This is a genomic window from Pseudomonas sp. TZ252, from assembly GCF_056110345.1.
Map to the genome: position 1 here is coordinate 5979939 of NZ_CM148566.1, position 25397 is coordinate 6005335.

At 66.3% G+C, this 25397-nt stretch carries 25 protein-coding genes; 18 read left to right on the forward strand and 7 right to left on the reverse strand.

Going from position 1 to position 25397, the window contains the following annotated elements; genetic code table 11:
- The 5 genes from ACYAF3_RS27540 to ACYAF3_RS27560 all read left to right on the forward strand — a co-directional run bounded on the left by ACYAF3_RS27540 (window position 1) and on the right by ACYAF3_RS27560 (window position 5129).
- The gene (locus ACYAF3_RS27540) at window positions 1–828 is read left to right on the forward strand and encodes an aminoglycoside phosphotransferase family protein (RefSeq protein ID WP_019726099.1); all 828 of its coding nucleotides are present in this window, start codon (window positions 1–3) and stop codon (window positions 826–828) included.
- A 115-nt stretch (window positions 829–943) separates the two neighbouring features.
- Window positions 944–1867: a DUF808 domain-containing protein gene (locus ACYAF3_RS27545; RefSeq protein ID WP_019726098.1), complete on the forward strand. Its 924-nt coding sequence runs from the start codon at window positions 944–946 to the stop codon at window positions 1865–1867.
- A gap of 346 nt (window positions 1868–2213) precedes the next feature.
- A complete protein-coding gene (gene ccoN, locus ACYAF3_RS27550) occupies window positions 2214–3656 on the forward strand; it encodes a cytochrome-c oxidase, cbb3-type subunit I (RefSeq protein WP_003144684.1) in 1443 nt (480 codons plus the stop codon).
- Window positions 3657–3658: 2 nt separating this feature from the next.
- Window positions 3659–3880 (forward strand): hypothetical protein, encoded by a 222-nt coding sequence (locus ACYAF3_RS27555; protein ID WP_019726097.1) that lies wholly within the window; start codon window positions 3659–3661, stop codon window positions 3878–3880.
- Between the two features lie 91 nt (window positions 3881–3971).
- Window positions 3972–5129 carry a CBS domain-containing protein gene (locus ACYAF3_RS27560; RefSeq protein ID WP_034022196.1) on the forward strand — a complete coding sequence of 386 codons (1158 nt, stop codon included), beginning with the start codon at window positions 3972–3974 and terminating at the stop codon, window positions 5127–5129.
- Here the strand turns inward: ACYAF3_RS27560 and ACYAF3_RS27565 are convergent.
- Entirely contained in the window at window positions 5117–5980 is an 864-nt protein-coding gene (locus tag ACYAF3_RS27565) for a LysR family transcriptional regulator (protein ID WP_003098205.1), read from the reverse strand. The two genes, ACYAF3_RS27560 and ACYAF3_RS27565, sit on opposite strands and share 13 nt — an antisense overlap.
- 284 nt (window positions 5981–6264) lie before the next feature.
- Here ACYAF3_RS27565 and ACYAF3_RS27570 point away from each other — a divergent pair, with 284 nt between their 5' ends.
- Window positions 6265–6540 (forward strand): hypothetical protein, encoded by a 276-nt coding sequence (locus ACYAF3_RS27570; protein WP_003098204.1) that lies wholly within the window; start codon window positions 6265–6267, stop codon window positions 6538–6540.
- A gap of 48 nt (window positions 6541–6588) precedes the next feature.
- Here ACYAF3_RS27570 and ACYAF3_RS27575 read toward each other — a convergent pair whose 3' ends face one another.
- Entirely contained in the window at window positions 6589–7794 is a 1206-nt protein-coding gene (locus tag ACYAF3_RS27575; protein WP_003098203.1) for a GGDEF domain-containing protein, read from the reverse strand.
- A gap of 249 nt (window positions 7795–8043) precedes the next feature.
- Between ACYAF3_RS27575 and ACYAF3_RS27580 the strand changes: the two genes are divergently transcribed.
- Genes ACYAF3_RS27580 through ACYAF3_RS27590 form a run of 3 tightly spaced genes read left to right on the forward strand, consistent with a single transcriptional unit; the run spans window position 8044 to window position 10487 of the window.
- Window positions 8044–9048 carry a GlxA family transcriptional regulator gene (locus ACYAF3_RS27580; protein WP_003113607.1) on the forward strand — a complete coding sequence of 335 codons (1005 nt, stop codon included), beginning with the start codon at window positions 8044–8046 and terminating at the stop codon, window positions 9046–9048.
- Window positions 9049–9070: 22 nt separating this feature from the next.
- The gene (locus ACYAF3_RS27585) at window positions 9071–9313 is read left to right on the forward strand and encodes a DUF1272 domain-containing protein (protein WP_003113606.1); all 243 of its coding nucleotides are present in this window, start codon (window positions 9071–9073) and stop codon (window positions 9311–9313) included.
- A gap of 4 nt (window positions 9314–9317) precedes the next feature.
- The gene (locus tag ACYAF3_RS27590; protein WP_009876266.1) at window positions 9318–10487 is read left to right on the forward strand and encodes an MFS transporter; all 1170 of its coding nucleotides are present in this window, start codon (window positions 9318–9320) and stop codon (window positions 10485–10487) included.
- 58 nt (window positions 10488–10545) lie between these two features.
- Here the strand turns inward: ACYAF3_RS27590 and nfuA are convergent, their stop codons facing one another.
- Entirely contained in the window at window positions 10546–11130 is a 585-nt protein-coding gene (gene nfuA / locus ACYAF3_RS27595) for a Fe-S biogenesis protein NfuA (RefSeq protein WP_003088034.1), read from the reverse strand.
- Window positions 11131–11252: 122 nt separating this feature from the next.
- Window positions 11253–13541 (reverse strand): fatty acid cis/trans isomerase, encoded by a 2289-nt coding sequence (locus ACYAF3_RS27600; protein WP_019726096.1) that lies wholly within the window; start codon window positions 13539–13541, stop codon window positions 11253–11255.
- Window positions 13542–13902: 361 nt separating this feature from the next.
- Between ACYAF3_RS27600 and tsi1 the strand changes: the two genes are divergently transcribed.
- From tsi1 to ACYAF3_RS27620, 4 genes are all read left to right on the forward strand, one after another.
- Entirely contained in the window at window positions 13903–14421 is a 519-nt protein-coding gene (tsi1, locus tag ACYAF3_RS27605) for a type IV secretion system immunity protein Tsi1 (RefSeq protein WP_003120232.1), read from the forward strand.
- A gap of 41 nt (window positions 14422–14462) precedes the next feature.
- A complete protein-coding gene (gene tse1, locus ACYAF3_RS27610; protein WP_003088027.1) occupies window positions 14463–14927 on the forward strand; it encodes a type VI secretion system effector peptidoglycanhydrolase Tse1 in 465 nt (154 codons plus the stop codon).
- Window positions 14928–15201: 274 nt separating this feature from the next.
- The gene (gene metH / locus ACYAF3_RS27615; RefSeq protein ID WP_003088025.1) at window positions 15202–18906 is read left to right on the forward strand and encodes a methionine synthase; all 3705 of its coding nucleotides are present in this window, start codon (window positions 15202–15204) and stop codon (window positions 18904–18906) included.
- A gap of 14 nt (window positions 18907–18920) precedes the next feature.
- Complete coding sequence (locus ACYAF3_RS27620; protein ID WP_003098191.1) at window positions 18921–19283, forward strand: YggL 50S ribosome-binding family protein; 363 nt, start codon at window positions 18921–18923, stop codon at window positions 19281–19283.
- Window positions 19284–19334: 51 nt separating this feature from the next.
- Here ACYAF3_RS27620 and ACYAF3_RS27625 read toward each other — a convergent pair whose 3' ends face one another.
- Together ACYAF3_RS27625 and ACYAF3_RS27630 are read right to left on the reverse strand one after the other, a co-directional pair.
- On the reverse strand, window positions 19335–19832 hold the full coding sequence (locus tag ACYAF3_RS27625; protein WP_003144704.1) for a prolyl-tRNA synthetase associated domain-containing protein: 498 nt from the start codon (window positions 19830–19832) through the stop codon (window positions 19335–19337).
- 13 nt (window positions 19833–19845) lie between these two features.
- Complete coding sequence (locus ACYAF3_RS27630) at window positions 19846–20148, reverse strand: DUF1883 domain-containing protein (protein ID WP_003088019.1); 303 nt, start codon at window positions 20146–20148, stop codon at window positions 19846–19848.
- Window positions 20149–20245: 97 nt separating this feature from the next.
- Here ACYAF3_RS27630 and ACYAF3_RS27635 point away from each other — a divergent pair, with 97 nt between their 5' ends.
- The 4 genes from ACYAF3_RS27635 to ACYAF3_RS27650 all read left to right on the forward strand — a co-directional run bounded on the left by ACYAF3_RS27635 (window position 20246) and on the right by ACYAF3_RS27650 (window position 24128).
- Entirely contained in the window at window positions 20246–21286 is a 1041-nt protein-coding gene (locus ACYAF3_RS27635; protein ID WP_003122825.1) for an RNA methyltransferase, read from the forward strand.
- 64 nt (window positions 21287–21350) lie between these two features.
- Window positions 21351–21578 carry a DUF2970 domain-containing protein gene (locus ACYAF3_RS27640; RefSeq protein ID WP_003098182.1) on the forward strand — a complete coding sequence of 76 codons (228 nt, stop codon included), beginning with the start codon at window positions 21351–21353 and terminating at the stop codon, window positions 21576–21578.
- A gap of 410 nt (window positions 21579–21988) precedes the next feature.
- Window positions 21989–23647: a nitrite/sulfite reductase gene (locus ACYAF3_RS27645; protein ID WP_003098180.1), complete on the forward strand. Its 1659-nt coding sequence runs from the start codon at window positions 21989–21991 to the stop codon at window positions 23645–23647.
- On the forward strand, window positions 23631–24128 hold the full coding sequence (locus ACYAF3_RS27650) for a DUF934 domain-containing protein (RefSeq protein WP_003088003.1): 498 nt from the start codon (window positions 23631–23633) through the stop codon (window positions 24126–24128). The genes ACYAF3_RS27645 and ACYAF3_RS27650 overlap by 17 nt, the downstream gene beginning before the upstream one ends.
- Window positions 24129–24192: 64 nt before the next feature.
- On the opposite strand, the gene ACYAF3_RS27655 is transcribed toward ACYAF3_RS27650, so the two are convergent.
- Window positions 24193–24774: a TetR/AcrR family transcriptional regulator gene (locus ACYAF3_RS27655; RefSeq protein ID WP_003098179.1), complete on the reverse strand. Its 582-nt coding sequence runs from the start codon at window positions 24772–24774 to the stop codon at window positions 24193–24195.
- A 122-nt stretch (window positions 24775–24896) separates the two neighbouring features.
- On the opposite strand from ACYAF3_RS27655, the gene ACYAF3_RS27660 reads away from it, so the two are divergent.
- On the forward strand, window positions 24897–25334 hold the full coding sequence (locus tag ACYAF3_RS27660) for a hotdog fold domain-containing protein (RefSeq protein WP_003098177.1): 438 nt from the start codon (window positions 24897–24899) through the stop codon (window positions 25332–25334).
- The last annotated feature ends 63 nt before the right edge of the window (window positions 25335–25397 follow it).

The window sequence follows — 25397 nt, forward strand, 5'->3', positions numbered from 1 at the left end:
GTGAACGAATCCCTCGATTTCTCGCCCTACCTCGAGCGCTGGGCGTTGCAACCCGACGGCGAGCCCTTCGCCACCCACAGCAGCCGCCTGCTGCCGGTGCGCCATCGCGGCGCAGCGGCGATGCTGAAGATATCCAGTGCCGAAGAAGAGCGTTTCGGCCACGTACTGCTCAACTGGTGGGACGGCCAGGGCGCGGCCAGGGTGCTGGCCTACGACCACCAGGCGCTGCTGATGGAGCGTGCCACCGGCGGGCGCTCGCTGCTGGAGATGGTCAGGCGCGGCGACGACGACGAGGCTACGCGTATCCTCTGCCAGGCCATCGAACGCATCCATGCCCCGCGCCCGGATCCGTTGCCAGAGCTGACCCCGCTGGAGCGCTGGTTCGACTCGCTGTATGCCGCCGAGCGCCGCTACGGCGGGCTCTACGTCGACTGCGCGAATGCCGCCCGCTACCTGCTGGAGACCGCTCGCGAACAGCGCCCGCTGCATGGCGACATCCACCACGGCAATGTGCTCGACTTCGGCGAGCGCGGCTGGCAAGTCATCGACCCCAAGCGGCTCTACGGCGAGCGCGGCTACGACTACGCCAACCTGTTCACCAATCCCGACGCGAAGACCGCCCAGGCGCCCGGCCGTTTCGAGCGCCAGCTGGAGATCGTAATCGCCGCCAGCGGCCTGCAGCGCCGCCGCCTGCTGCAATGGATCCTGGCCTGGACCGGACTCTCGGCGGCCTGGTTCGACGAGGACGGCAGCCGCGAGGAGACCGAAGCCGAGCTGGCCATCGCCCGCCTGGCCCTGGCAAACCTCGCTCGAACGCCTGCGCAATGAACTGTGCGGCGGCTCCCGCGCTCCAACGCGAGGCACTGTTCCGCCGCCGCGATCCGGTGTCAAATACACACCCCGCCAAGATGGCGGTGCCCACCACCCAGTAAGGAAACCCAAGATGGCCGGAGCCAGCCTCCTCACCCTCCTCGACGATATTGCCGCGGTGCTCGACGACGTCTCGCTGATGACCAAGGTCGCCGCGAAGAAGACCGCCGGTGTCCTCGGCGACGACCTGGCCCTCAACGCCCAGCAGGTCACCGGGGTCAACGCCGACCGCGAACTGCCGGTGGTCTGGGCGGTAGCCAAGGGCTCGCTGCGGAACAAGGCGATCCTCGTCCCCGCCGCGCTGTTGATCAGCGCCTTCGCGCCCTGGGCGGTGATCCCGCTGCTGATGCTCGGTGGCGCCTACCTGTGCTTCGAAGGCTTCGAGAAGATCGCCCACAAATACCTGCCCCATGACGACGAGCACGCCGACGAGGCAGCGCTGGCGGCCAATGTCGACATGGCCGCCCTGGAAAAGCAGAAGATCGGCGGCGCGATCCGTACCGACTTCATCCTCTCCGCGGAAATCATCGCCATCACCCTGGGTACCGTCGCCGAGTCCAGCTTCACCACCCAGGTACTGGTGCTGGTCGGCATCGCCCTGGTGATGACCATCGGCGTCTACGGCCTGGTCGCCGGCATCGTCAAGCTGGACGACGCCGGCCTCTACCTGTCCAGGCGCGACAGCGGCTTTGCCCAAGGGCTCGGCGGCGCCATCCTGCGCACCGCGCCATACCTGATGAAAGGCCTGTCGGTGGTCGGCATGGCGGCGATGTTCATGGTCGGCGGCGGCATCCTCACCCACGGTATCCCGGTGGTCCACCACGCCATCGAACAGGCCGCGCAGAGCGTCGCCGGCATCGCCACGCTGGGCCCGCTGCTGGCGGCGATCACCCCGACCCTGCTGAACTTCCTGTTCGGCATCGTCGCCGGCGCGGTGGTCCTGGCGGGGGTGCTGCTGGTCAAGCGCCTGCTGCCGAAGAAGAAAAAGACTGGCTGAGCCTGCCATCGCCGGCAGCGCCATCGCGGAGGGCGGATAGCCGCCCTGGCGCACATCCCACGAAGCGGTTGTGCGCCCTGCCCCGGAAGTCCTCCTCCGTTTCAATTCAATAATTTTGCACTGTAATAGCAACATTATTCGTTGGAGACGAATAAAGCTCCCCTCCTAGAATGGCCACCAGTGCCATGAGCCGTCTGTTCCGAGCCTTCCAGACGAAGATCCGACCTCCGCACTCCATCGACCCGGCAACGGGATACCCAGAAAAATACCGATAACCCAACGAGGACCCGAGGGTCGCGCCTGCTCGCCAGCCGGCCGGACCCCGGGGCCCGGCGTGCCAGCGACCATGAACGATACGGATAGCAGAAAAGATCCGGACGGCTACAACTACGACGTCGTCCGCCAGTTCACCCTGATGACCCTGGTCTGGGGCATCCTCGGCATGGGCCTCGGGGTGTTCATCGCCGCCCAACTGGTCTGGCCGGCGCTCAACCTCGACCTGCCCTGGACCAGCTTCGGCCGCATCCGCCCGATCCACACCAGCCTGGTGATCTTCGCCTTCGGCGGCAGCGCGTTGTTCGCCACCTCCTTCTACGTGGTGCAGCGCACCAGCGGCGTGCGGCTGATCTCCGATGCCCTGGCGCGCTTCGTGTTCTGGGGCTGGCAGGCGGCGATCGTGGGGATGATCGTCAGCTACCCGCTGGGCTATACCACCTCCAAGGAATACGCCGAGATGGAATGGCCGCTGGCGCTGTGGATGGCGATCGTCTGGGTGGTCTATGCCTACCTGTTCTTCGGCACCATCGCCCGTCGCAAGGTGAAGCACATCTACGTCGGCAACTGGTTCTACGGCGCCTTCATCATCGTCACCGCGATGGTCCATATGGTGAACCACGCATTGCTGCCGGTGAGCCTGGGCAAGTCCTACTCGGCCTATTCCGGCGCCACCGACGCGATGATCCAGTGGTGGTACGGGCACAGCGTGGTCGGCTTCATCCTCTCGGTCGGCTTCCTCGGCATGATGTACTACTTCGTGCCCAAGCAGGCCGGGCGACCGATCTACTCCTATCGCCTGTCCATCGTGCATTTCTGGGCGATCATCTCGATCTACATCTGGGCCGGCCCGCACCACCTGCACTACACCGCGCTACCGGACTGGGCGCAGTCGCTCGGCATGGTGATGTCGCTGATCCTCCTGGCACCGAGCTGGGGCGGCATGATCAACGGCATGATGACCCTCTCCGGGGCCTGGCATAAGTTGCGCGACGACCCGATCCTGCGCTTCCTGGTGGTGTCCCTGGCGTTCTACGGCATGTCCACCTTCGAAGGCCCGATGATGGCGATCAAGACGGTCAACTCGCTGTCCCACTACACCGACTGGACCATCGGCCATGTCCACGCCGGCGCCCTCGGCTGGGTGGCGATGATCTCCATCGGCACGCTCTACCACATGATCCCGAAACTCTGGGGCCGCGAGCGGATGCACAGCGTCGGCCTGATCAACGCGCACTTCTGGCTGGCCACCATCGGCACCGTGCTGTACATCGCCTCGATGTGGGTCAACGGCATCACCCAGGGCCTGATGTGGCGGGCGGTCAACGAGGACGGCACGCTCACCTACTCGTTCGTCGAGGCGCTGGTGGCCAGCCATCCGGGCTACGTGGTGCGCCTGCTCGGCGGCGCCACCTTCGCCAGCGGCATGCTGCTGATGGCCTACAACACCTGGCGGACCCTGCGCAGCGCGCAGGACCAGCGGCAGCCGGTCCTGGCGGCCGGCCAGGGGGCCTGAACATGCTGTTGTCCCTGCTGTGCCTCTCCACCCTGGCGCTCGGCCTCGCCCTCAGCCTCGCCGGCAGTACCCGCGAGGAACGCGAACAGGCCGCCCTGCTGCCGTTCGCCGACGATCCCGAGGCCGCCCGCCGGGTCGCCCGGGATACCGGCAAGATCTGCCGGCAGGTGGTCCGCCCCCTCAAGGAATCCCGCGAGGCCGCCGGCCCGCCGTTCCTCGCCTGAACCGACTCCATCATCCAGGGATGGATGCCTCCAGCACGAAAGTGCCTTACGGGGCCGGCAACGGCCCCTTTCTTTCGCTTCGAAGAGTTCCATGAACGACTCCCCCAGCACCGCCGTACGCACCTGGCTGAAAGGCTTCCGCCCCCTGACCCTGAACGCTCGACCGCGCGACTGCCTGCGCGCCGGACTCGGTGCCTGCATCGGCGCGCTCGCCGCGGTATTAGCCTGCCAGGCGTTGTTCGGCAGCGAACTGGCGCTGCGCCTGGCAGCGCCGCTCGGCGCATCCGCCGTACTACTGTTCGCCCTCGCCTCCAGCCCCCTGGCGCAACCCTGGTCGATGCTCGGCGGCAACCTGGTCGCCGCCCTGGCCGGCGGCCTCAGCGCCTACTGGTTCGGACACGATCTGGCCCCGGCCCTGGTCGGCATGGCCCTCGGCATGCTGCTGATGTTCGCCCTGCGCTGCCTGCATCCGCCGAGTTGCGCGCTGGCCCTGAGCGTGGCCCTCAACCCGTCCCTAAGCGAACTCGGCATCGACGTGGTCTGGCCGATCCTGCTCTCCACCCTGGTGCTGATCGGCTGCGCGCTGCTCTACAACAACCTGATGCGCTCTCCCTACCCGCGCCCCTACCAGCCGCCGCGGGCCAATCTCCATGGCACCCGCGACCTGGCGCCGAGCGCGCGAACGGACTTCTCCGCCCGGGACCTGGACCAGGCGCTGCAAGACTTCGGCGAATACGTCGACATCACCCGCGACGACCTCGAGCGACTGATCCACCATACCGAGCGCTACGCCTTGCGCCGGCGCATGGGCGAGCTGACCGCGGCACGGATCATGTCCCGCGACGTGCAGACCGCCAGCACCGAGACCTTCATCGACGACGCCTGGAAGCAGTTGCAGGAACACCGTCTGAAGGCCCTGCCGGTGCTCGACGAGCATCGGCGGCTGGCCGGCATCGTCACCCAGAGCGACCTGCTCAAGCACTTCCGCCCCGACGGCAGCCCGTTCAAGCGCCTGCGCTTCCTGCGCGGGACCAAGCTGAAGACGATCATGACCACCCCGGTGGTCTGCGTACAGGCCGACACCCACGCCGTCGAACTGGTCTCGCTGCTATCCGACGAAGGCCTGCACTGCCTGCCGGTGCTCAACGAGGCCGGCTACCTGGTCGGCATCGTCAGCCAGACCGACCTGATCGCCGCGCTCTACCGCAACTGGCTGCAGCACCTGGGCCAGGCCGATCAGATCACGTAGTCCCAGCGCTGCGACCAGTCGCTGTCCTCGCGGACCACTTCGCGCAGCAACTGGAACGCATGGCGCAGGGTCGGCGACAGGCGCTCGCGGGAGTACACCAGGTAGGTCGGGTAGGCGAACTCCGGCGCCTGCTCGACCCGTTGCAGGGTGCCGCCATCCAGGTAACTGCTCACCACCCGGGTACGGAAATAACCGCTGCCGCCGTTCTGCATGATGTACTGCAGGGCCAGCGGACCGAGGTTGCAGGCCAGCGCGGCCTTGGCCCGGTCCGGCAGCGCGGCATCGTGCTGGCTGCGGAAATCCGGGCCCCAGTCGACATACAGATAAGGCTCCGCGGATAGCACGGAACGCACCATCACCAGCTTTTCCTCCAGCAACTGCTCGACCTGCAGCCCCGGCCAGTATTCCGGCTGGTAGACCAGCGCGGCGTCCAGCGCGCCCTGCTCCAGTTGCTTGAGCAGGTCGGCACCCTGGCCGATCTCGACCCGCACGGCGTGGCCGGGAATCGCCTCGCGCAGGCGCCGCATCCAGTTCAGCAGCAGCGGATTGCACAGGCTGACCTCGCCGCCGAGGTTGAGCAGGTTGCGGAAGCCGTCCGGCAGCGGCAGGTCGCGTCGCGCCGCATCCCAGGTCTGCACCAGTTGGCTGGCGTAGCCGAGGAAGTGCTCGCCGTCGGCGGTCAGGCGCGCGCCCGCGCGGTTGCGCACGAACAGCCGGCAGCCGAGTTGCCCTTCGAGGTTCTGGATGCGCGCGGTGACGGCGGTCTGGGTCAGGTGCAGGCGTTCCGCGGCAGCGACGAAGCTACCGCTGCGGGCGATCTCCAGGAAGGTACGGGCGAGGTCGATATCCATGCGAAGCGGTCCGCTGCCACAGGTGGGCCGCCATTCTAGGCTGTGCAGGCGCGGGCGGCGAGCGCAAGGCGGCCTGGCCGCCCTCCTGGAGTTCTGCGACAAAACACCGCGCCTAGCCGCTTCGGCACGCTAAAACCCTTCGAAAAAGCGACAACCTGTTGCACAAACGCGCCACGCCGTGACTTTTTCGCTTTCGAAAGCATCAGTTAGCGTGACCGAACACGGTGGAGCCGGGAAGCGCCACCCATGTTCCACACAGACATGAACGAGAGAGACCGACTCCCATGAACGCTACGCTCCGTTTCAACGAGGCTTTGCTGATCACCGGGCGCGCCTTCCAGCCATACCAGTGCGTTGCCTGGTCCGAGCTAGGCAGTGACGGCGGCCTGAGCCTGTCCGTAGTCGATCGCACCGGCACCCGCCTGCTGGGCCGTGCGCGCATTCCGAGCTCCGCCTACTCCGATCCGGAGCAGCTTGCCGGCCTGCTGCAACAGGCACGCGAAGAACTCAGCCACAACGGCTACAACCTGCAGGACTGGAGTATGCCCAGCCAAGGCTGAGCCGCTCCATACGACGAAAGGCGCCCATGGGCGCCTTTTTCGTTTCCTCTATTCGAGGCGGTCGTGCTGCCGGAACGCCACGCGCACCGCGTTGCGCCCTGCATCCTTGGCCTCGTAGAGCGCGCGGTCGGCCTCGCGATAGAGCGCGTCCAGGCCCATGCCGGAGGTCGAATAGGCCACCCCCAGGCTGATGGTCAGGCAGGGGCCGGCGCTGGAGCCCAGGTGCTCGATGCCCAGCGCCTCCACCGCCTGCCGCAGGCGCTCGGCGATGGCCAGGGTGTTGCCCTCCTCGCTGTCGTAGAGCAACACGGCGAACTCCTCCCCGCCCAGGCGCGCGGCGATATCCAGCGGCCGCCGCGCGCCCTGCCGGAGCACGACGCCAAGCTGGCGCAGGGCGGCATCGCCGGCCGGATGCCCGTAGTGGTCGTTGTAGGCCTTGAAGTCGTCGACATCCACCAGGATCAGCGCCACTCCCTTTTCTTCGCGGGCGCCCTGCTCCAGGGCCCGCTGGGCGAGCAGCTCGTAGTAGCGCCGGTTGACCAGGCCGGTGAGGCTGTCCTGTTCGGCCATCATGCCCAGCAGCCGCCGGCCGAGGAACTGCTCGCGCTGGGCGTAGTCCTGCAGGTACAGGGCGAACGAACAGATCAGGACCACCAGGCCGTTGTAGAGCGTATTCAGCAGGTTGGTACGCAGGTTCTCTTCGCCGCCGAAAAGCAGGAATACCGCCAGGTTCAGGGCCAGGCACAGCAACGCCAGGCGCACGCAGGCCCAGAACGCCAGGCCGAGCGGGAAGAACACCGCGAGGATGCCCAGGGTCGCGCCCAGTTGGGTGAAGCGCGGCACCCCATGCCACTCGAACAGCACGTCGCAGGCCAGCACCGCCAGGTTGATCAGCAGCAGGCAGTAGGGCGCGATGGCATCGCCGACCTTGCGCAGGCTGGGCAGGAAGGCCGCCGGCCAGACCACCAGCAGTAGGCCGATCATTCCCAGGCGCACGCCCAGCAGTTGCTCGAACAGGCTGGGGTGCAGGCGGATGTCCACCATCATCCAGTCGGCCACGATGAACAGTGCCCAGATCAGGAACGCCACCCCGATGGCAGCGCGCCGCTGCATCAGCGAGTTCCAGCTGAGAAACTCGCGAAACTCGTTTTCCAGCTCCTTTTCGAACCGCAACCAACGAAAGCCGTTGCGCAACTGGCGCGCATACGGATTATCCGGCAGACCAGCCTGTACCAGGCTGTCGCGTGCAAGCATGCTGACTCCCCTACCTCGGACCGAACGCTGAAACAGGCCTGGACGACAATACCCTGGCGCCTCTGCAGCGATGAGTCAAAAAGCCATCACCCGTTACCAGACAATAGGGCATGCGGCGTGCCGAGGCGATACCAACCATCGGCGCAGCGGGACGCCCCGGGCGAGCGAATGGCAAGATCCGTGGGCCGACTGGCATTGCGGCCAGGCCCGAAGGACGCCAGACTGCCGCCATCGCCATGAGGTTGTGCCATGCCCGAACCGCGCCTGATTGCCTGCCTGATCTATCCCGACGTGATGAGCCTGGACGTGACCGGACCGCTGCAGGTATTCGCCTCGGCCAACGTCGAACGCCAGCGCCAGGGCCTGCCGCCTTTCTACCGGATACAGGTGCTCGGCGAGCGTAGCGAAGCGGTGCCCAGTTCCGCGGGCATCCGCATCTGCGCCGACCTCGCCTGGCGCGACTGTCCGCCGGAAAGCCTGGACACCCTGTTGGTGCCCGGCGGCCTCGGTGTCGAGGCGCAGACCCGCAACGCCGACCTGCTCGCCTGGCTGAAAGCCGCCGAACCGTGCATACGGCGGCTCGGCTCGGTGTGTTCGGGAGCGCTGATCCTGGCCGCCGCCGGGGTTCTCGACGGGCGCCCGGCGACCACCCACTGGGCCGACGTGGCGACGCTGCGCCAGGGGTTTCCCGGCGTCCATGTGCAAGGCGACCGCCTGCACACCTACGACCCGCGGTGCCGCGACGGCGACGCCCACATCTTCACCTCGGCCGGCGTCACGGCGGGAATCGACCTGGCCCTGGCGCTGGTCGAGGCCGACCTCGGCCGCAGCCTGGCGCTCAGCGTCGCGCGACGCCTGGTGATGTTCCTCAAGCGTCCTGGCGGCCAGGCCCAGTTCAGCGCCTGGCTGACCCCGGAACCGAGCCGCACCCCGCGTCTGGCCGCGCTGCTGGAGTGGATTCCCGCCAACCTCGCCGGCGACCTGTCCCTGGAAGCCCTCGCCGACCAGGCCTGCATGAGCCCGCGTACGCTGTCCCGGGTATTTCTCCAGGAACTGGGCGTGGCGCCCGGTCGCTACGTCGAGCGGGTTCGCCTGGAGGCCGCGCGCGCCCTGCTGCAGGACGCCCAGGCGTCGATCGCCACGGTGTCCCGGCTGTGCGGCTTCGGCCATCCGGAAAACCTCCGGCGGACGTTCCACAAGCATCTTTCGGTCAGCCCCCAGGAATACGCCGAACGCTTCGGCATGCTGGCCTGACGCTCCCACCGAGGACCTTCCCATGCTGGAACTGCGCCCCAACTGCGAGTGCTGCGACCGCGACCTGCCCGGCGACAGCGGCGACGCGCTGATCTGCACCTTCGAGTGCACCTTCTGCCGCGACTGCGCGACGGTCCGCCTGGGCGGCCAGTGCCCGAACTGCGGCGGCGAACTGCTGGCCCGGCCAAGGCGTCCGCGGGATGCGCTAGCCCGTCACCCCGCCTCCAGCCGACGCGTCGTCAGGCCCGGCGGTTGTCCGGAGTGACGCCATGCTGCTACGCAACCCGACCCTGCTCCTGCTGTTCTGCGGCCAGGCCCTGTACTGGTCCTGCTCGCTGATCGGCATAACCCTGACCGCCCTGGTCGGCGTCCAGCTGGCGCCGTTGAACAGCCTGGCCACCCTGCCCCTGGCCCTGCTGGTGCTGGGCAACCTGCTGGCGGTGCAGCCGTTGTCGCACTTCATGCAGCGCCACGGCCGACGTCCCGGGCTGATGCTCGGCGCCGGCGGCGGCGTGCTCGGCGGCCTGGTCTGCGCCGCCGGTGTCTGGACTGGCGATTTCCTCTGGTTCTGTCTCGGCGCGCTGGGCATCGGGGTCTACCAGGCCTCGGCCATGTACTACCGGTTCGCCGCGCTGGAGGCGGTGGATGCCGGGCGGAAAGGCCGCGCCAGCGCCTACGTGCTCGCCGGCGGAGTACTCGCCGCGCTGCTGGCGCCGAGCCTGGCGCTGTGGTCACGCAACGCGCTGGCCCAGCCCTTCGTCGGCGCCTATCTGCTGATCGCCGTGCTGGCCCTCGCCGGCCTGCTGCTGATGGCCCTGCTCCGCGAAGGCCAGGCGCCACGCCCGGCACGACTCGCCTGGCGCGACATAGGCGGCCTGTTGCGGCGGCCGGTGGTCCGCGCGGCCATCGCCTGCACCGCGGCCGGACACGGGTTGATGATCCTGATCATGAACGCCACGCCGCTGGCCATGAGCTTCTGCGGCCTGCCGCTGGAACAGTCGAGTCGGGTCATCCAATGGCACGTGCTGGGAATGTTCCTTCCGGCGTTCTTCGCCGGACCGCTGGTCGACCGCATCGGCAACCGTCGCGTCGCCCTGCTCGGCGCGTTCCTGCTCGCCGCAAGTGCCGGCATCGCCCTGGACGGGCAGTCGGTCACGCATTTCCTGCTCAGTTCGCTGGCCCTGGGCAGCGGCTGGAACCTGATGCTCATCGCCGGCACCACCCTGCTCGGCGAGGGCCACGCCGAAAGCGAGCGCGGCGCCGCGCAAGGATTGATGGAGCAAGGCAACAGCCTGGTGGCGGCGCTGATGTCGTTCGGCTCCGGCGCCCTGATCACCAGCCTTGGCTGGAACGCGGTGAACCTGCTGGTCTGGCCGGCGCTGCTGGTGGCGCTGGCACTGCTCTGGCCGGTACGACGAACGCGGACGCTGTCGCGCTGAAACGCCGGCAACGAAAAAGGCGACCTTGCGGTCGCCTCTTCTGCTTTACGGAAACGCCTCAGTAGTAGGCGTTCTCCTTGTTGCTGTGGTCGGTCACGTCACGCACGCCCTTCAGTTCGGGAATACGCTCGATCAGGGTCTTCTCGACGCCATCCTTGAGGGTCATGTCGACCATCCCGCAGCCCTGGCAACCGCCGCCGAAACGCAACACGGCGATGTTGTCCTCGACCACGTCGACCAGGCTCACCTGTCCGCCGTGGCTGGCCAGCCCGGGATTGATCTCGGTCTGCAGGTAGTAGTTGATGCGTTCGGTGATCGGGCTGTCCTCGTTGACCATCGGCACCTTGGCGTTCGGCGCCTTGATGGTCAACTGGCCGCCCATGCGGTCGGTGGCGTAGTCCACCACCGCATCTTCGAGGAAGGGCTCGCTGACCGCATCGATCCAGGCAGTGAAGTCCTTCAGGGCGATGGCGGTGTCCTCGACCTTTTCCTCGCCCGGCTTGCAGTAGGCGATGCAGGTTTCCGCGTACTGGGTACCCGGCTGGGTGATGAAGATACGAATGCCGATACCCGGGGTGCTCTGCTTCTCCAGCAACTCGGCCAGATACGCTTGGGCAGCTTCGGTAATGGTGATGGCGCTCATGGCAACTCCTCGCAAATATGCCGACAGTTTACGCCAATCGGTACTTGCGGATAAAGCCCTAGTAAATTAGTAGGAATAATTCGCGATAACCGACCCGCCCCTTGTGGAGCGGGTCGCGAGACTCAGAGGTTCTCGTAGCGGTTCATGTCCAGTGCGCCCGCCTCGACCGGCTCGGTTTCGCGGATGTACGCCTCGAGATCGTGGAAGTAGCTCCAGAACTGCGGATTGCTGCGGCGCACGCCCCAGCGTTCGACCACCTTGTCGAAGTCCTCGCCGCTCTTCGCCGCCTCCAGGGCGCCGACGAAGGCCTCGGCATCCGTCGCCGGCAGATCGAACATGAAGTTCGGGTAGCTGGACAGCACGCCCGGGTAGATCGTCAGGGTGTCCAGGCCCGGCTGGTAGCGCAGCGACTCGCCGAGCATGAAGGCGACATTGCTGTGCGCGCGGTTGCGCAGCACGGTATAGACCTCGCGCTTGCCGCTGGACGTACGTATCCGCAGCATGGTCGCCTCGGGGAAGCGCTCGATGACCTTGAGGCCGGCCGCCGGCCGGCTCACCAGGCGACTGAAGGCCTGCTCGGCGTCCTGCAGTTCGCGGTCGATGCCCGGTCGATAGCAGTTGCCGTCCAGGCAGCGGTTGATCGGGTCGGGACGCGCATTGAGGTCGCCGTAGCGACGCAGCAGTTCTTCGGCGAAGGCCTTCTTCGGCTGCTTCTCCGGCAATCCCAGCGCGCTCGGCGTGTCGTCGTCGAAGGCCTGGTAGTCCATCCACATCTTCAGCTTGCCGCTGTTCTGGTACCAGTCGTCGAGCAACGGCTGGCGCGCGTCGACCGGCATCAGGCGGAGGAAGTTCTGCTCGGCGCCGTTGCGGATCAGGTCGAAGTACAGCCGCGTCTGCGCCTGGTGCGAGACGTTGCCGAAGACATCGAAGTTCACCACCAGCCCGTAGTAGGTTCGCTCGAACAGCGGATAGTCCATCAGCCACAGGGTCTGCGGTACCTCGCCAAGCAGGCCCTTGCGCACCGAGGCGCTGTCGAACTGGCGGAAGATGCTCAGCAGGGCGTTGTCGTTGCCGTGCCAGAGCGTGTTCCAGGTCGGCGGCGGCGCGTCGGCGTAGACGTCCTGGCGCAGGTCTTCGTACTCGTTGCGCTTGTCCCGGTAGGCGCTCCACAGGCCGAGCAGGTTCTTCAGCTCGTCGATCTGCCCCGGCAAGGCCAGCAGCGGCTCGCTCTGCGCGCGGAAGTTGGCGTCGGTGACGAACAGGTCCTGCTCGGGGTCCTGGAATACCACCCAGAAGTTGTCGCGGATCACGTCGGTGGCGATCTGTCCACGGCACACCGGCCCGCGGATGAAGGTACGGGTGAAGTATTCGGCGTTGTCCAGCATGAACTGGTAGCGCGCCCGTGGCGGGATCGCGGCGAAGGTGGCGAACGGGTTGGCACGGCTCTGCACGCCGTAGCCGGGAACCTTGTCGGTGTTCCACTGGGTGCCGAAGAACAGCTCCTGGACGCGTTCCAGCTTCTTCGCCGTCAGCGGATAGGTGATGTGCGTCTTGTGTACGATCACGCCCTGGATCGGCCAGAGGCGGTAATAGAAGCTGTTGCCCGGATCGTCGTTGGGACGCCGGGTCGGGATCGGGTCGATCGGCTGGCCGCTGGGCGTGCGCGAACGCACCAGCTGGAAGAAGTGGCCGGGCGCGCCCTGCTCCGGGAAATACAGGTGCGCCAGGAACAGGTGCTCGTAGAGCCAGCGCGAGACCAGGCTCTGCTTGGCCCCAGGCTGGTTGAGGAAACGCTCCCAGCTGGCCACCTGGCGCGCCTCGGCGGCGGTCGGCCGCAACGGCTGCTGGTCGACCGGGGCGCCCGCGGCCAGCCACTTCTGCAAGGTGGCGTATTCGTCGTCGCTCAGCCCGGCCACCGCGAAAGGCATGCCGGAACCTGGGTTCTTGCGGATGAACGCATCGATGCTGGCCGGCGTCGGGCACTGGTTGGCGCGGTTGATCGAAATGTCCAGGCCTTCGGGGATCTTCGCATTCGGCTGCAACGGCTGGCTGTGGCCAAGCTCGAGCATCCGCGCCATCAGTGCGGCCTGGCCGTCCTGCGGTTCGAGCACCGACCAGAAGTCCTTGCGCCGCCAGGCGTCGGCACCGTGCGCATCGAGGTACAGGCGGGTGGTTTCCTGCGCCTTGGTCCGCGTGCCGTCGTAGACCGGCAGTTGGTTGGCGCCGCGCTGCGCGCCCTCGGCGCTGCTCAGGTTGAGCTGGCAGGGCGAATCGTAGCAGGCGTGGCAGGCGACGCACTTGGCGGTAAAGATCGGCTGGACGTCACGGCTATAGGAAATTTCAGCAGCGGAAACAGACTGGATAAAAGACGACAAAACGAAGGCCAACCCAACCAACGGTCTTGGCAACATGAACCACTCCTCACTCGGCGACGGGCGATTCTAGCAAACCCGCCTCTCTGCGCCGCACTTTCACAACGACGGGCGAACGCGCCCCGGGCATGAGCCGCCATTTCGCCAGCATTCCACCGGCTTCGGCCGCCACGTATGCTAGCCGGGCTCCCAGGCCCGCCCTGGCGATCAAGGACGATGACTTCGAGGAAACAGGGATATGTTTCGACTCGCCGCGCCCCATTCGCGCCCGTTCGCGTGCGCCCCACGTCCCCTCTTCGCCGCTTTCCGCCTGCTGTCGTCAGGCGGCGCTTCCGTTCGCGCCCGGCGCGGCCTGGTCCATCCTTTCGCCGCCCTGGCGGCCCAACGGAGAACCCGCCCCATGAAACTGCTCGCCGGCAGCTTCGCCGCTCTCTTCCTGAGCCTTTCGGCCCAGGCGGCGGACTGTACTTTCACCCAGCTGGAAATCGTGCCCCAGTTCGGCTCGCCGAACATGTTTGGCGGCGAGGACGAGCACGTCCGCGTGATGTTCAGCAACGAGGATCCCAACGACGACAACCCCGATGCCTTTCCCGAACCGCCGGTCTACCTGGCCGACCGCGACAGCGGCAACGATTGCCGCATAGAGGACGGCGGCATCTGGTCGCGCGGCGGCGTGTTCCTGAGCCAGGACGGTCGGCGCGTGCTGATGCATGAATTCAGCGGCTCCAGCGCCGAGCTGGTGTCCTACGACAGCGCCACCTGCAAGGTGGTGCACCGCGAGGACATCTCCGGCCAGCGCTGGGCGGTGGACAAGGACGGGCTGCGCCTGGGTCAGAAATGCTCGGGCGAATCCGTCGACAGCTGCGCGAAGGTCGTGAAGCGTTCGCTCGCGCCGTTCTGCCAGACCGCAAAGAAATGATCCGGGCCGGAGCGCCCCTTATCGACACGCATAGGTGATACATGGACAGTCTCGATCAATGCATCGTCAACGCCTGCAAGAACAGCTGGGACAAGAGCTACCTGGCCGGCACCCCGAACAAGGACAACTGTTCCGGCTTCGTCCAGTCGGTGGCCGCCGAGCTGGGCGTACCGATGCCCCGCGGCAACGCCAACGCCATGGTCGACGGCCTGGAGCAGAGCTGGACCAAGCTCGCCTCCGGCGCCGAGGCCGCGCAGAAGGCGGCCCAGGGCTTCCTGGTGATCGCCGGCCTGAAGGGCCGCACCTACGGGCACGTCGCGGTGGTCATCAGCGGTCCGCTGTATCGGCAGAAGTACCCGATGTGCTGGTGCGGCAGCATCGCCGGCGCGGTCGGCCAGAGCCAGGGCCTGAAGTCGGTCGGCCAGGTGTGGAATCGCACCGACCGCGACCGCCTCAACTACTACGTCTACTCCCTGGCCAGTTGCAGCCTGCCCAGGGCCAGTTGATTCAGGCCGTGCTGCGAATGAGCCAGACTCATTCGCAGCACGATTCCCCACGAGCATCCCGACTCCACTCGCCCGTCCCTTCGCCGCCCGCCTGCGCACTCCGACCTCCGCATTCCGCCCGTATACTGCGACAAAACGGCGCCAGGGATTTTTCCGGCCCGCGAATGAACATCCTTCAACTTGAATGAAATTCATGGTCCGACCACCCCCGGCCGGAAAGCCCCTGCCTTTGTTATGCTTTTCACCTTTCCGCCCACTGACGCCAGGTCCATCCATGTCCAGCCCGCTCACCGATCGCAGCGCCCGCCTGCAAGCCCTCCAGCACGCCCTCAGGGAACGTATCCTGATCCTCGATGGCGGCATGGGCACCATGATCCAGAGCTACAAGCTGGAAGAGGCCGACTACCGCGGCGAGCGCTTCGCCGACTGGCCGAGCGACGTGAAAGGCAACAACGACCTCTTGCTGCTGAGCCGCCCGGACGTGATCCAGGCCATCGAGAAGGCCTACCTCGACGCCGGCGCCGACATCCTCGAGACCAACACCTTCAACGCCACCCAGGTGTCCCAGGCCGACTACGGCATGCAGTCGCTGGCCTACGAACTCAACGTCGAAGGGGCGCGCCTGGCCCGCCAGGTGGCGGACGCGAAGACCGCCGAGACCCCGGACAAGCCGCGCTTCGTCGCCGGCGTGCTCGGCCCGACCAGCCGCACCTGCTCGATTTCCCCGGACGTGAACAACCCCGGCTACCGCAACGTCACCTTCGACGAGCTGGTGGAGAACTACGTCGAGGCGACCCGCGGCCTGATCGAAGGCGGCGCCGACCTGATCCTGATCGAGACCATCTTCGACACCCTCAACGCCAAGGCGGCGATCTTCGCCGTCCAGGGCGTGTTCGAGGAACTCGGCGTGGAGCTGCCGATCATGATCTCCGGAACCATCACCGACGCCTCCGGCCGCACCCTGTCGGGCCAGACCACCGAGGCCTTCTGGAACTCGGTGCGGCATGCCCGGCCGATCTCGGTAGGCCTGAACTGCGCCCTCGGCGCCAAGGAATTGCGGCCGTACATCGAGGAACTGTCGACCAAGGCCGACACTCATGTCTCGGCCCACCCCAACGCCGGCCTGCCGAACGCCTTCGGCGAATACGACGAATCGCCGGCGGAAATGGCCGTGGTGGTCGAGGAATTCGCCGCCGCCGGCTTCCTCAATATCGTCGGCGGCTGCTGCGGCACCACCCCGGCGCACATCGAGGCGATCGCCAAGGCAGTGGCCAAGTACCCGCCGCGGGCCATCCCGGAGATTCCCCGGGCCTGTCGCCTGTCCGGCCTGGAGCCGTTCACCATCGACCGCAGCTCGCTGTTCGTCAACGTCGGCGAGCGCACCAACATCACCGGTTCGGCCAAGTTCGCCCGGCTGATCCGCGAGGAAAACTACGCGGAAGCTCTCGAGGTCGCCCAGCAGCAGGTGGAAGCCGGCGCCCAGGTGATCGACATCAACATGGACGAAGGCATGCTGGACTCGAAGGCGGCCATGGTCACCTTCCTCAACCTGATCGCCTCCGAGCCCGACATCTCGCGCGTGCCGATCATGATCGACTCCTCCAAGTGGGAAGTGATCGAGGCCGGCCTGAAGTGCATCCAGGGCAAGGGCATCGTCAACTCGATCTCGATGAAGGAAGGCGTCGAGGCCTTCAAGCACCATGCCCGCCTGTGCAAGCGCTACGGCGCCGCGGTGGTGGTGATGGCCTTCGACGAGGACGGCCAGGCCGACACCCAGGCGCGCAAGGAAGAAATCTGCAAGCGCTCCTACGACATCCTGGTCGACGAAGTCGGCTTCCCACCGGAAGACATCATCTTCGATGCGAACATCTTCGCCATCGCCACCGGCATCGAGGAACACAACAACTACGCGGTCGATTTCATCAACGCCTGCGCCTACATCCGCGACCACCTGCCCTACGCCCTGAGCTCGGGCGGGGTGTCCAACGTGTCCTTCTCGTTCCGCGGCAACAACCCGGTACGCGAGGCGATCCACTCGGTGTTCCTCTACTACGCGATCCGCAACGGCCTGACCATGGGCATCGTCAACGCCGGCCAGCTGGAAATCTACGACGAGATTCCGAAAGCGCTGCGCGACCGGGTCGAGGACGTGGTGCTCAACCGCACGCCCGAGGCCACCGAGGCCCTGCTGGCGATCGCCGACGACTACAAGGGCGGCGGCGCGGTCAAGGAGGCCGAGGACGAGGAATGGCGCAGCTACAGTGTCGAGAAGCGCCTCGAGCATGCGCTGGTCAAGGGCATCACCACCTGGATCGTCGAGGACACCGAGGAATGCCGCCAGCAGTGTGCGCGTCCCATCGAGGTCATCGAAGGTCCGCTGATGTCCGGGATGAACGTGGTCGGCGACCTGTTCGGCGCCGGCAAGATGTTCCTCCCGCAGGTGGTCAAGTCCGCGCGAGTGATGAAGCAGGCGGTGGCCCACCTGATTCCCTTCATCGAGGCGGAGAAAGGCGACAAGCCGGAAGCCAAGGGCAAGATCCTGATGGCCACGGTGAAGGGCGACGTGCACGACATCGGCAAGAACATCGTCGGCGTGGTGCTCGGCTGCAACGGCTATGACGTGGTCGACCTCGGCGTGATGGTGCCGGCGGAGAAGATCCTGCAGACCGCCATCGCCGAGAAATGCGACATCATCGGCCTGTCTGGCCTGATCACGCCGTCGCTGGACGAGATGGTCCACGTCGCCAAGGAAATGCAGCGGCAGAATTTCCAGTTGCCGCTGATGATCGGCGGCGCCACTACCTCGAAGGCGCATACCGCGGTGAAGATCGATCCGCAGTACAGCAACGACGCGGTGGTCTACGTCACCGACGCCTCGCGCGCGGTAGGCGTGGCCACCAGCCTGCTGTCCAAGGAGCTGAAGGCCGACTACGTGGCCCGCACCCGCGCCGACTACGCGGTGGTCCGCGAACGCACGGCCAACCGCAGCGCCCGCACCGAGCGGCTGAGCTACGAACAGGCGATCGCCAACAAGCCGGCGTTCGACTGGGCCGGCTACCAGGCGCCGACGCCTTCCTTCACCGGCGTCAGGGTGCTCGACGAGATCGACCTCGCGGTGCTCGCCGAGTACATCGACTGGACGCCGTTCTTCATTTCCTGGGACCTGGCCGGCAAGTACCCGCGCATCCTCACCGACGAGGTGGTCGGCGAGGCCGCCACCTCGTTGTTCAACGACGCCCAGGCGATGCTGAAGAAGCTGATCGACGAGAAGCTGATCAAGGCCCGCGCGGTGTTCGGCTTCTGGCCGGCCAACCAGGTCGAGCACGACGACCTGGAGGTCTACGGCGCCGATGGCGAGACCCTCGCCACCCTGCACCACCTGCGGCAGCAGACGATCAAGCCGGACGGCAAGCCGAACCTGTCGCTGGCCGATTTCGTCGCGCCGAAGGAAAGCGGCGTGCGCGATTACATCGGCGGCTTCATCACCACCGCCGGGATCGGCGCCGAGGAAGTGGCCAAGGCGTACGAAGCCAAGGGCGACGATTACAACAGCATCATGGTCAAGGCGCTCGCCGACCGCCTCGCCGAAGCCTGCGCCGAGTGGCTGCACGAGCGGGTGCGCAAGGAGTACTGGGGCTACGCCCGCGACGAACACCTCGACAACGAGGCCTTGATCAAGGAGCAATACGTCGGCATCCGCCCGGCACCGGGCTACCCGGCCTGCCCCGACCATACCGAGAAAGGCACTCTGTTCGAACTGCTCGATCCGCAGGGCCTGTCCGGCGTCAGCCTGACCGAGCACTACGCGATGTTCCCGGCCGCGGCGGTCAGCGGTTGGTATTTCGCCCACCCGCAGGCGCAGTACTTCGCGGTCGGCAAGATCGACAAGGACCAGGTGGAACGCTACAGCCAGCGCAAGGGCCAGGAAGCCAGCGTCAGCGAGCGCTGGCTGGCGCCGAACCTTGGCTACGATGACTGACCAGGAAGGCGACGATGAAATTCCTCACTCCCGAGCAGATGGAAAAGCCGCGCAAGCGCCGCCTGCGCAAGAAACTGCGCCTGGGCGAGTTCCAGGAGTTCGGCTTCAGCTTCGAACTGACCTACGACCGCAACGCCCTCTCCCACGACGATGCGCTGGACCATCTGATCGACTTCGTCGAGGCCCAGGGCTGGGTGTTCGGCGGTGGCGGCTCGCCGGAACAGGCGGAGATCAGCGGCTACCTGTGCCTGGCGCGGGTCGGCAGCCTGGACGAGGCGGACCGGGAAAGCGCCCGCCTGTGGCTGGAAGCCCAACCCTGGTGCAAGACCTTCGAGGTCGGCCCGTTGAGCGACTGCTGGCACAACTTCTTCGAGTGAAACCGGCGCCGGCATGACCTGGCCTGGTGCCGGCAGGCGCGAAGCTGCGACCTACGCCCGGATCAGGCGCGGTTCATGCCCCGTGTGGGCGAGGAAAGCCAGCAGGTCTGCGTAGCGGATGCACTCGGTGGCGGTATTCACCAACGGGTGGAAACCGAGCAACTGGTCCTGGCGGATGGCATCGTCGAGCAACACCTCGACCCTGTGCTGCGGATCGTTGACCAGCGCGAAAGGCGTCACGCAGCCCAGTTCGACGCCGAGGTATTCGCGCAGGCGCTCGACCGAGGCGAACGACAGGCGGCTTTCGCCGATCTGTTCAGCGATGCCCGGCAGGTCGGCCTCCTTGCGCTCGTCGAGCAGCACCAGGTAGTGGCGAGTACCCTTGCGGTTGCGCAGGAACAGGTTCTTGATGCCCTGGTCGGGCAATTCGATGCCCTGCGCGTAATATTCCTCGATGGAGGCGATCGCGGGATGCTCGACCCGCTGGCTGTCGATGGCCAGCTCGCGGAGCAACGCCAGAAGCGCCTGCTCGTCCATTTTCGCACTCATGGGACGCGCGCCCTCAGGTGAACTGCGAACCGGAACGGCGCACGAACTTGATCGACCACTTGAAGTTCGGCTTGCGCGTCACGCTGATCGGGCGCCGGGTCACGGTATCGATGGTGATGTTCCAGAACCCGGTGCTGGGCACCTTGATCTTCGCCGGGAAGCGGTCGAAGGCGCCGCCATGGTAGCTATGCCGCCCGCCATTCTTGAAACTGCGGAAATTGGCGTCGTTCATCAGGCGGATATTGCATTGCTGCGAGCACTCGATGACCACGATGTCGTCTTCGTTGAGGTGTTCGCGCTGGTGGACGAATTTCATGGAACGGTTCCGTTGCTGCGGTGGAGCGGAGCGCAACGATAGCACGTCGGCGCCGGCCATACCGCCTCATGACGGGCAATGGTAGGATGCGCGCCCCATGCGTAGCCAAGACCTCCACCAGCGCCTCGCCGATCTCGGCGCCAAGCCCCTGCATTGCGGGAGGATCGTCCGCGCCTGGCTGCAGGGCCGCGCCCTCGATGCCTGCACCGCCCGCCAGCGGGCCGAGGACTTCCTGCCGCTGGGCGTACGCCATGGTCTGCCCCAGGTAGCAGCGGAACTGGAAGGCATCGCCCGCCTGCACAGCGAGCATCCGGCGAGCGACGGCTCGTCGCGCCTGCTGGTGGAACTGGCCGACCGGCAGATGGTGGAAAGCGTGCTGCTGCCGCGCGGTGGGCTGTGCGTCTCGACCCAGGTCGGCTGCGCGGTCGGCTGCGTGTTCTGCATGACCGGCCGCAGCGGCCTGCTGCGCCAGGTCGGCAGCCTGGAGATGGTCGCCCAGGTGGTCCTGGCGCGCCGTCGGCGAGCGGTGAAGAAAGTGGTGTTCATGGGCATGGGCGAGCCGGCGCACAACCTCGACAACGTCCTCGAAGCCATCGACCTGCTCGGCACCGATGGCGGCATCGGCCACAAGAACCTGGTGTTCTCCACCGTCGGCGATCCCCGCGTGTTCGAGCGCCTGCCCCGGCAACGGGTGAAGCCCGCCCTCGCCCTGTCCCTGCACAGCACCCGCGCCGAACTGCGCCGGCAACTGTTGCCCAAGGCGCCGCCGCTGAGCCCGGAAGAACTGGTGGAAGCCGGCGAGGCCTACGCCCGCCGGGTCGACTATCCGATCCAGTACCAATGGACCCTGCTCGAAGGGATCAACGACAGCCTGGAGGAAATGGACGGCATCCTGCGCCTGCTCAAGGGCCGCTTCGCGGTGATGAACCTGATCCCCTACAACAGCATGGACGGCGACGCCTACCGGCGCCCGAGCGGGGAGCGGATCGTCGAGCTGGTGCGCTACCTGCACAGCCGCGGCGTGCTGACCAAGGTGCGCAACTCGGCCGGCCAGGACATCGACGGCGGCTGCGGGCAACTGCGCGCCAGGGCCACGCAGGGCACGGTGGAACGGCGCATCCCCGCCCGCCAGGCCTGAAGCCACCCTCCTCCCGCCAAGGGTCTAGACTCTCAGGGCAGGTATGGAAAAGGGAGGACCACCGATGGGTATCGAGACGGAAGAACCGAACCAGAAGCCGCCGACCTTCTGGCAGATGCTGCATAGCGTGATGGCTGCCGCCTTCGGCGTACAGAGCGGGCGAAACCGCGCCCGCGACTTCACCCACGGCAAGCCCGTGCACTTCATCATGCTGGGCCTGCTCTTCACCCTGGTGTTCGTGCTGTTGCTGGCCGGGATCGTGAAACTGGTGCTAAGCCTCAGCGGCCTGTGACCTCTGCGCCGCCGAGGCGGGCTTTCACTGGTGGCTGACCCAGAACACCGCGGTAGCCACCACCAGCAGGATCAGGACGAAGGCCGCGCGGGCGTCGACCACGCTGTCGCGGTTTTCCTGGGTTTTGCTCGGCTCGCTCATGACTCCCCCTGTTTCTTGTGGGTATCGGGACGAAGACATCGAAAGGCACTCTCCAGTTAAGACCAGCGCCGCCCATCGCTCAAGAAAGGCGCCGTTGCGAAGCGGTTATGCTTGCCTGGCGACTTAGTCTTTTTGGTTCTTACCATATACTCAAACATCACTTTTACGCATAAATATGAACTGGTATCGTGCGCCCACTCCGCGTGGAGCGCGTAGCCGTGCGCGCTGGTTAACGCAGTAAGCCGCATAGCCTGACAGCAGGAATATTCATGTACGTATACGACGAGTACGACCAACGGATCGTCGAGGACCGCGTCAAGCAGTTCCGCGACCAGACCCGCCGTTACCTGGCGGGTGAATTGACCGGTGAGGAGTTCCGCCCGCTGCGCCTGCAGAACGGTCTCTATATCCAGCGCTATGCCCCGATGCTGCGCATCGCCGTTCCCTATGGCCTGCTCTCCTCGCGCCAACTGCGCAAGCTGGCGCAGATCGCCCGCGACTACGACAAGGGCTACGCCCACATCAGCACCCGGCAGAACGTGCAGTTCAACTGGCCGGAGCTGGAAGACGTGCCGGAAATCCTCGCCGAGCTGGCCACCGTGCAGATGCACGCGATTCAGACCAGCGGCAACTGCATCCGCAACACCACCACCGACCAGTTCGCCGGCGTCGCCCGCGACGAGCTGGTGGACCCGCGCCCCTGGTGCGAGATCATCCGCCAATGGTCGACCTTCCACCCCGAGTTCGCCCACCTGCCGCGCAAGTTCAAGATCGCGGTGAACGGCGCGGTGAGCGACCGTGCCGCCATCGAAGTGCACGACATCGGCCTGGAGGCGGTGAAGAACGAGGCCGGCGAGCTCGGCTTCCGCGTCTCGGTCGGCGGCGGCCTGGGCCGAACCCCCATCGTCGGCAGCTTCATCAATGAATTCCTGCCCTGGCAGCACCTGCTCGGCTACCTGGATGCCATCCTGCGCGTCTACAACCGCTATGGCCGGCGCGACAACAAGTACAAGGCGCGGATCAAGATCCTAGTCAAGGCGCTGACCCCGGAAGTCTTCGCCGAGCGCGTCGAGGCCGAATGGGCCAACCTCAAGGACGGACCGAGCACCCTCACCGAGGCGGAAGTCCAGCGCGTCGCCGCGCATTTCGTCGATCCGGCCTACAAGGCCCTCGACGACCTCGACGAGTCCCTCGCCCGGCTCGACGCGGAGCACCCCGGCTTCGCCCGCTGGCGCGCACGCAACACCTTCGCCCACAAGAAGCCCGGCTACGTCGCCGTGACGCTCTCGCTGAAGCCCACCGGCACCGCGCCGGGAGACGTCACCGACAAACAGCTGGAGGCCATCGCCGATCTCGCCGACCGCTACAGCTTCGGCGAGGTGCGCAACAGCCATAACCAGAACATCATTCTCGCCGACGTCGAGCAGGGCGAACTCTTCGCCCTCTGGGGCGAACTGCGCGAACTGGGCTTCGCCACCCCCAACGTCGGCCTGCTGACCGACATCATCTGCTGCCCCGGCGGCGACTTCTGCTCCCTGGCCAACGCCAAGTCGATCCCGATCGCCGAAGCCATCCAGCGCCGCTTCGACAATCTCGACTATCTATTCGACATCGGCGACATCGACCTGAACATCTCCGGTTGCATGAACGCCTGCGGCCATCACCATGTCGGCCACATCGGCATCCTCGGGGTCGACAAGAAAGGCGCGGAGTTCTACCAGGTCTCCCTCGGCGGCAGCTCGGCGCGCGACGCCAGCCTCGGGCAGATCCTCGGCCCGTCCTTCGCCCAGGAGCAGATGGCCGACGTGATCGACAAGATCATCCAGGTCTACGTGGAACGCCGGACCGAGGAAGAACCCTTCATCGACACCTTCCGCCGTATCGGTATCGACCCGTTCAAGGAGCGCGTATATGCAGCGAATCATTAAGGACCGCCAGGTGGTCGACGACCGCTGGCACTTGCTGCCCAAGGACGCGACCCTGGAAAGCGTACCCAACAGCGACGACGTGATCATCCCGCTGGCCCTGTGGCTCGAGCACGGCCCGGCCCTGCGCGGCCGCGACGGCGGCCTGGGGGTCTGGCTGGACGCGGACGAGGAGCCGGAAAGCATCGCCGGCGACCTCGACAGGTTCCAGGTGATCGCAGTGAACTTCCCCGCCTTTACCGATGGCCGCGGCTTCAGCAGCGCGCGCCTGCTGCGCGAGCGCTACGGCTACAAGGGCGAGATCCGCGCGATCGGCGACGTGCTGCGCGACCAGTTGTTCTTCATGCGCCGCTGCGGCTTCGACGCCTATGCCATCCGTGCCGACCGCAGCCCGGAAGACGCCCTGGCCAGCCTGGACGACTTCAGCGAGGTCTACCAGACCTCGGTGGAGCAGCCGCTACCGCTGTTCCGCCGCCGCGGCTGACCCCCGCCCTGACGAAAAAGCCCCGCAGCCGCGGGGCTTTTTCGTTCCCGAGGTCACGGACGCCTCAGGCCGCCCGCACGCTGTCCCAGGCCACCTGCGCCAGCAGTTCGCGACAGTCGGCCAACGCCACCCGGGTTCGCCCGGCCAGCCACTGGCGGGCAAGGTCGTGGGCCGGGCCGATCACCACCGAAGCAAAGCAGTCGTCCGGCATCTCGCGGAACAGGCCCTCGGCCCGATATCCCGCCAGCGCCGCATGGATCCGTGCGAAGTGCGCCTGGTTGTCGGCCCGCAGGCGCTCGCCCAGCTCCCCCGCCTCCACCCGCCCGCGGCTGTGCAGGATGAAGCGTGCCCAGTCGGGATTCGCCACGACCCAGTCGATGTAGCTGGTGACCAGCAACCTGACCGTTTCCTCGGCGCTGCGCGCCCTGGCGAAGCCGGCTTCGAGCAACGCCGCGTACTGGCCGATCCCGGCCAGGTAGAGTTCGCCATGGATGCGTTCCTTGTTGCCGAAATGGTGGTAGAGGCTACCGATGCTCGCTCCGGAACGGTCGCGGATCATCTCGATGGTGGTGGCGTCTACGCCATGCTCGCTGAAGCAGGCCAGGGCGGCCTGGAGAATCTCGTCTTTGCGGGAAGAACGGCCCATCTCGGTCCTTGTCGTTAATCGTCGAAACGCTGACTAGAATATTTTTCTAGAATAAATTTCTAACCTTCGTATACTGCCCCGGTGCGCACACATCTTCAATCCTGAAACGCCCGGAGTTTTCCATGAGTCAGATGATGCAGATGTACCAGCAGGTCGGCCCGGCCCAGTTCAGCGCCATGATCGGCCAGTTCGCACCCTATTTCGCCAGCATCGCCCCGCAGTTCGTCGAACTGCGTCCCGGCTATGCCGAAGTCACCTTCCCCAAGCGCCGCGAGGTGCTGAACCATATCGGCACGGTGCATGCCATCGCCCTGTGCAATGCCGCCGAACTGGCCGCCGGGACCATGACCGACGCCTCGATTCCCGCCGGCCATCGCTGGATTCCGCGCGGCATGACCGTCGAGTACCTGGCCAAGGCCACTGGCGACGTGCGCGCGGTGGCCGACGGCAGCCAGATCGACTGGCAAGCCACCGGCAACCTGGTGGTGCCGGTGGTCGCCTATGTCGACGACAAGCCGGTATTCCGCGCCGAGATCACCATGTACGTCAGCCAGGCCTGACCGCCAAGGCGCCCCGGCCGTGCTTTCGGCCGGCTGGAGGCGCCCTGGCGGCCAGCTCTATTC

Excerpts from the sequence above, each read along its gene's own strand:
- ACYAF3_RS27545 (WP_019726098.1), top strand. The coding sequence starts at position 944 with ATGGCCGGAGCCAGCCTCCTCACCCTCCTCGACGATATTGCCGCGGTG.
- ccoN (WP_003144684.1), top strand. The coding sequence starts at position 2,214 with ATGAACGATACGGATAGCAGAAAAGATCCGGACGGCTACAACTACGAC.
- ACYAF3_RS27555 (WP_019726097.1), top strand. The coding sequence starts at position 3,659 with ATGCTGTTGTCCCTGCTGTGCCTCTCCACCCTGGCGCTCGGCCTCGCC.
- ACYAF3_RS27560 (WP_034022196.1), top strand. The coding sequence starts at position 3,972 with ATGAACGACTCCCCCAGCACCGCCGTACGCACCTGGCTGAAAGGCTTC.
- ACYAF3_RS27565 (WP_003098205.1), bottom strand. The coding sequence starts at position 5,980 with ATGGATATCGACCTCGCCCGTACCTTCCTGGAGATCGCCCGCAGCGGT.
- ACYAF3_RS27570 (WP_003098204.1), top strand. The coding sequence starts at position 6,265 with ATGAACGCTACGCTCCGTTTCAACGAGGCTTTGCTGATCACCGGGCGC.
- ACYAF3_RS27575 (WP_003098203.1), bottom strand. The coding sequence starts at position 7,794 with ATGCTTGCACGCGACAGCCTGGTACAGGCTGGTCTGCCGGATAATCCG.
- ACYAF3_RS27580 (WP_003113607.1), top strand. The coding sequence starts at position 8,044 with ATGCCCGAACCGCGCCTGATTGCCTGCCTGATCTATCCCGACGTGATG.
- ACYAF3_RS27585 (WP_003113606.1), top strand. The coding sequence starts at position 9,071 with ATGCTGGAACTGCGCCCCAACTGCGAGTGCTGCGACCGCGACCTGCCC.
- ACYAF3_RS27590 (WP_009876266.1), top strand. The coding sequence starts at position 9,318 with ATGCTGCTACGCAACCCGACCCTGCTCCTGCTGTTCTGCGGCCAGGCC.
- nfuA (WP_003088034.1), bottom strand. The coding sequence starts at position 11,130 with ATGAGCGCCATCACCATTACCGAAGCTGCCCAAGCGTATCTGGCCGAG.
- ACYAF3_RS27600 (WP_019726096.1), bottom strand. The coding sequence starts at position 13,541 with ATGTTGCCAAGACCGTTGGTTGGGTTGGCCTTCGTTTTGTCGTCTTTT.
- tsi1 (WP_003120232.1), top strand. The coding sequence starts at position 13,903 with ATGAAACTGCTCGCCGGCAGCTTCGCCGCTCTCTTCCTGAGCCTTTCG.
- tse1 (WP_003088027.1), top strand. The coding sequence starts at position 14,463 with ATGGACAGTCTCGATCAATGCATCGTCAACGCCTGCAAGAACAGCTGG.
- metH (WP_003088025.1), top strand. The coding sequence starts at position 15,202 with ATGTCCAGCCCGCTCACCGATCGCAGCGCCCGCCTGCAAGCCCTCCAG.
- ACYAF3_RS27620 (WP_003098191.1), top strand. The coding sequence starts at position 18,921 with ATGAAATTCCTCACTCCCGAGCAGATGGAAAAGCCGCGCAAGCGCCGC.
- ACYAF3_RS27625 (WP_003144704.1), bottom strand. The coding sequence starts at position 19,832 with ATGAGTGCGAAAATGGACGAGCAGGCGCTTCTGGCGTTGCTCCGCGAG.
- ACYAF3_RS27630 (WP_003088019.1), bottom strand. The coding sequence starts at position 20,148 with ATGAAATTCGTCCACCAGCGCGAACACCTCAACGAAGACGACATCGTG.
- ACYAF3_RS27635 (WP_003122825.1), top strand. The coding sequence starts at position 20,246 with ATGCGTAGCCAAGACCTCCACCAGCGCCTCGCCGATCTCGGCGCCAAG.
- ACYAF3_RS27640 (WP_003098182.1), top strand. The coding sequence starts at position 21,351 with ATGGGTATCGAGACGGAAGAACCGAACCAGAAGCCGCCGACCTTCTGG.
- ACYAF3_RS27645 (WP_003098180.1), top strand. The coding sequence starts at position 21,989 with ATGTACGTATACGACGAGTACGACCAACGGATCGTCGAGGACCGCGTC.
- ACYAF3_RS27650 (WP_003088003.1), top strand. The coding sequence starts at position 23,631 with ATGCAGCGAATCATTAAGGACCGCCAGGTGGTCGACGACCGCTGGCAC.
- ACYAF3_RS27655 (WP_003098179.1), bottom strand. The coding sequence starts at position 24,774 with ATGGGCCGTTCTTCCCGCAAAGACGAGATTCTCCAGGCCGCCCTGGCC.
- ACYAF3_RS27660 (WP_003098177.1), top strand. The coding sequence starts at position 24,897 with ATGAGTCAGATGATGCAGATGTACCAGCAGGTCGGCCCGGCCCAGTTC.